Source organism: Trebonia sp. (assembly GCF_049794275.1).
Classification (GTDB): Bacteria; Actinomycetota; Actinomycetes; order Streptosporangiales; family Streptosporangiaceae; genus Trebonia.
In genome coordinates this window covers 1-3,972 of sequence record NZ_JBARCR010001302.1, presented here as the reverse complement: position 1 = coordinate 3,972, position 3,972 = coordinate 1, and the positions used below count along the sequence as shown (strand labels likewise).

General features: G+C 72.5%; 3 protein-coding genes. 1 reads left to right on the top strand and 2 read right to left on the bottom strand.

Annotated elements, in window-relative coordinates; all coding sequences use genetic code 11:
* A partial coding sequence (locus WA805_RS31555) for a ferritin-like domain-containing protein (protein ID WP_425244171.1) occupies nt 1-2,553 on the bottom strand: 2,553 nt, incomplete at its 3' end.
* Between the two features lie 44 nt (nt 2,554-2,597).
* On the opposite strand from WA805_RS31555, the gene WA805_RS31550 reads away from it, so the two are divergent.
* Nucleotides 2,598-3,497, top strand: a complete 900-nt coding sequence (locus WA805_RS31550; RefSeq protein WP_425244170.1) for a LysR family transcriptional regulator — start codon at nt 2,598-2,600, stop codon at nt 3,495-3,497.
* Between the two features lie 20 nt (nt 3,498-3,517).
* On the opposite strand, the gene WA805_RS31545 is transcribed toward WA805_RS31550, so the two are convergent.
* A partial coding sequence (locus WA805_RS31545) for a GlcG/HbpS family heme-binding protein (protein WP_425244169.1) occupies nt 3,518-3,972 on the bottom strand: 455 nt, incomplete at its 5' end.

The following is a 3,972-nucleotide window of genomic DNA, read 5'->3' as shown; positions in this document are numbered from 1 at the left end:
GGTCATCCGGGTCAGCGCGGGCAGGCCGCCGGCCCACTCGAACAGCGCGGGATCGGCCGGGCGCACCGGATCGCGGAACTGCACGTACCAGTGCATGCCACTGCAGAACGGCTTGTTCTGCGAGTGCCCGCACCGGCAGAGCGCGTAGTGCTCCCGCGATGACCCCGAAGCCCGCGGCACGTCCTCTCCGTCGGCGTCCGCCAGCGGCATCCCGCCGGTCACCCGGTACGGCCCGTCCAGCGAGACCTCGACCGCCTGCTCGCGGCGGCCATGCCAGTCGGCCAGGTCACGGGCTTCGGTATCGTCGAACGCCAGGCTCAGCGCCCCGGACGGGCAGTCGCGCACCGCCCGGATGATCTCGTCCGCCCGCCCGCCGCTCGGCGCGACGAACGGCTCAGCGCCGGTCCGGAACACCGTCGGCAGCCCGTCGGTGCAGAACCCCGAGTGCTGGCAGATGCCCCGGTTGTCGAAGATCGTCACCTGGACCCCGGGGTAGGTGTCCCGGCGATCCGGGACCCGCTTGGGGTCCTTTGCGCCGCTGAACCCGGTCCGCGCGTGCGATCCGTCGCAGAACGGCTTGTCACCCGACTGCCCGCACCGGCAGAGCGCCAGCTGCGGCGGCACCCGCAGCGGCTCGCCAAGGTAGGAGCGCACCGCGGCGGCGTTGGTGACCAGGTACGGGCCGTTCTCCGCGACCACGATCCGCGGCCGCAGCCCGCGCTGCAGCTCCGCGAGCTCCGCGGCCTGCGCGGCGGCGTCCGGCGCCAGGTCCACGGCGACCCGCTGCAGCGCCGCGACCGCCTCGAGCAGCTCCGGTGGCGCCGTGTCCGCCAGCTGCGCGCTCAGTCGGGTCGCGTCCGTCGCGGCGCGGCGCGCTAGCTCCGGCATCGTGCCGCCCTCCGCCCGGGGCTCAGGGACCGGTGGTGCGCCCGCCGCTGGTTCCCGGCCGAGGCGGTCGGCGAGCGGCCGCAGCACGCTGTCGGTGATGCGCGCCGCCGCGGTCGCTTCCGTCGCTGATTTTCCCGAACGGCCGGTGTGTTCCAGCACACGGTAGGCGGCTCTCGCGACGTCGGCGAGCGCGGCGGAGACATGGTCGCCGGAAGAGATGTCAGCGCACGTTCGGTAAAGAGCGAGGGCGCGGCCGAGGACCGCGGAAAGCTCCTCGCCCGCCGCGGACAGCGCCGGAGCCGGGACCGGACGGGAGGGCAGGTGTGCGGCGAGAGAGCTGGCGATGCCGGCCAGCGAAGCGCGGACCTCGGCCAGCTTCCCGGTGACCTCCGGGGGGCAGCCGGCGCCGGACGGTTCGCAGAACGCCGCCGCCGCCTCGAGCCGCTCGGCCAGCAGTACCCAGGCCGCCTCCCGGTGGGGGAGTACGTAGTCGCTCTCGTAGAAGAGCTCGAAGCTCGGGCCGGCGGTCTGGCCGGGGTACTCCGGGCCCGCGGGCAGCCCGGTGATGACGTCGCCGAGCGGCTTGATCGCCTGCACCATCAGCGCGTAGGTCCCGTCGGCGAGCACCCTGAGCTGGGCATCGGTCTCCTCGGTGTGCGCGAAGAAACGCTGCAGCATCAGCAGCAGGATTTCGTAGCAGACGTTGAACAGGTCCATCACGCGCTGCGTGAGCGGGTCGGTGACAAGCGGCACGTCCGGGTCGCGCTCGCTGGGGCGGACGTTCAGCGGGAGCACCGGGCGCACCGGGTCGAAGCCGCGGTCGGCCTCGCGGAGCTGCTCGAACTCGTCGAGAATCGCGACGAACTGCCCGAAGTGCGCGTTCCGCCAGTCTCCGCGCGGCCCCTCGCCCTGCTCGAGGATCTCGCCTATCGCCCGCTGCGCGGACGCCGCGTCCGTCACCGGGACCAGTTCCGGCCAGCCGAAGTACCGCTGCGTGGCCTGGGCGCGCGGCGGGCCGACGAACAGCCACCGCTCGCCGTACTTCTCCGCCAGGTGCTCGATGCCGGCCTCGATCGACCGGTACAGGTGGCCGACGGTCGCGAAGTCCTGGCCGTGCGGCGCGATGTCGCCCGGCCGCATCGCCGGCGCCGCCCGGCTGAAGGCGGCCAGCCCGGGCGCGTCGTGCAGCGCCATGCCCTCCGGACGCTCGAGGAACATGAAATGCCGCAGCGCCGCCTCGCCGAACGGCAGCAGCGTCAGGTGCACCCCGGCCGGATAGTGGCTGGCGGGCTGCGGGAAGTTCGGCCGCGACACGTGTGGTGCCGCCCCTATCGCGGACAGCAGGTTCTGCACCAGCGCCAGGTGCAGCATCTCCTGGGCCGCGACATGCGATATCTGCTTGCGCCAGCGCCGGACCGTCGCGGCCTGGTCCTCCGTCAGGCCCTCGTCGGGGCGCTCCTTCAGGGAGAAGGCCGCGAACAGGTACTGGCACATGATCCCGTGCTCGAGCTCCGCCGCCTCGCACAGCATGTAGATCAGCGCCTCGCGGTGCTCGATGACGAACGGGGCCTCCGGCGGCGCCAGGCCGCCGCGAGTGGCGATCACCCGGGCGAGCCTGCCGGGCAGCGCCTGCTGTTCTTGCTGTTCTTCGGCGTTCTCGGTCATGCTTTCCTCACGGTCTGGATTCTCGCGGTTAGGCTGAGCCAGCGATGAACATTGAGCTGCGCCATCTCAGGTACTTCGTCGCGGTCGCCGAGGAGGCGAGCTTCACCGCCGCGGCGCACCGCGTGCACGTCGCACAGCAGGTTCTCAGTACCCAGATCCGGCAGCTGGAAGATGCTGTGGGGGCAAGGCTGCTGGACCGGACGAACAAGGGCGCCGCGCTGACGCCGGCCGGCGCCGCGTTCCTCACCGCCGCGCGGGAGACGCTGGCCGGCCTGGACCGCGGCGTCACCGCCGCGCGGAATGCCGCCCACGCGGTTGCCGGCACGCTGTCGGTCGGGCTCGGCTCCGGCTGCGAGAACGAGACCAGGACGCGGCTGCTCAGTGATTTCGAGCGAACATACCCGGATGTCAAGGTGGGCCTGCAGATCTTCGACATGACCCAGCCGTCGGCCGGCCTGCTCGACCACAGCAGCGACGTCGCGCTGTTGCGCCCGCCGGTGGCCGCGCCCGGGGTCGAGCTGGCCGTGGTGCGCTCGGAGCCGCGCATGTTCGTGCTTCCGGCCGAGCACCCGCTGGCGGCCCGCGGCGAGCTCACGCTGGCCGATGTCGCCGGGCTGCCGTTCGTCACCGCGGAGCTGGCCACCGACGGCTGCGAGCCGCGCGCCTGGCAGGACGAATGGCTCATCAAGCCCCGGCCCGGCGGCGACGTGCCGATCATCGGCGCCACCGCGCGGACCGTCGACGAATGGTGCGAGCACGTGGCGGCCGGGCACGGCATCGGCCTGTGTCCGGCTTCCGCGGCGAGGTTCCACGGCCGCCCGGGTGTCTGCTTTGTCCCCAGCGCAGGGCTGCCGCCCATCACGATGTGCGTTGCCTGGCGGGCCGGTGACACCAGGCCCGCGGTAGAGCATTTCGTCTCACTGGCCGCGGAATCCACGCCGTAACGGGACAGCACGACGGTCCGTCACCTGGCCATGCCTGCCAGGGCCGCCTCCAGGGCCGCCTCTGTGATCGCGCGGTCCTCGGCTGCTGTCATCGCGCCCGCGACCCCGATCGCGCCCGCGACGTCACCGTCGGCCAGCACCGGCAGGCCGCCCGCGAGCAGCGCCAGCCCTGGCCGGTTCGTAAAGGAAGCGACAGCCGCGGGGTCTGCCTCGATAGCCGCGAAGAAGTCGTCCGGCGGCATGCCGATGGCGGCGGCCGCATACGCCTTGTTCATCGCCGTTTGCAGGCTGACCAGCGGGGCGCCGTCCATCCGCAGAACCTCCCTGAGTACGCCGGACTCGTCGACCGTCACGACAGTCACGCGCAGCCCGCCGGCTGTGGCCGCAGCCACAGCCGCGTCCACCAAGCGCCGGGACAGCTCTGCCGAAAGCGTCGGCCGCGTCGTCCACGTGGTGGTTGTCATCTGGTGTACCT

Bases quoted from the DNA above. Each gene is read 5' to 3' on its own strand.
- WA805_RS31550 (WP_425244170.1), top strand. From the start codon at position 2,598: ATGAACATTGAGCTGCGCCATCTCAGGTACTTCGTCGCGGTCGCCGAG.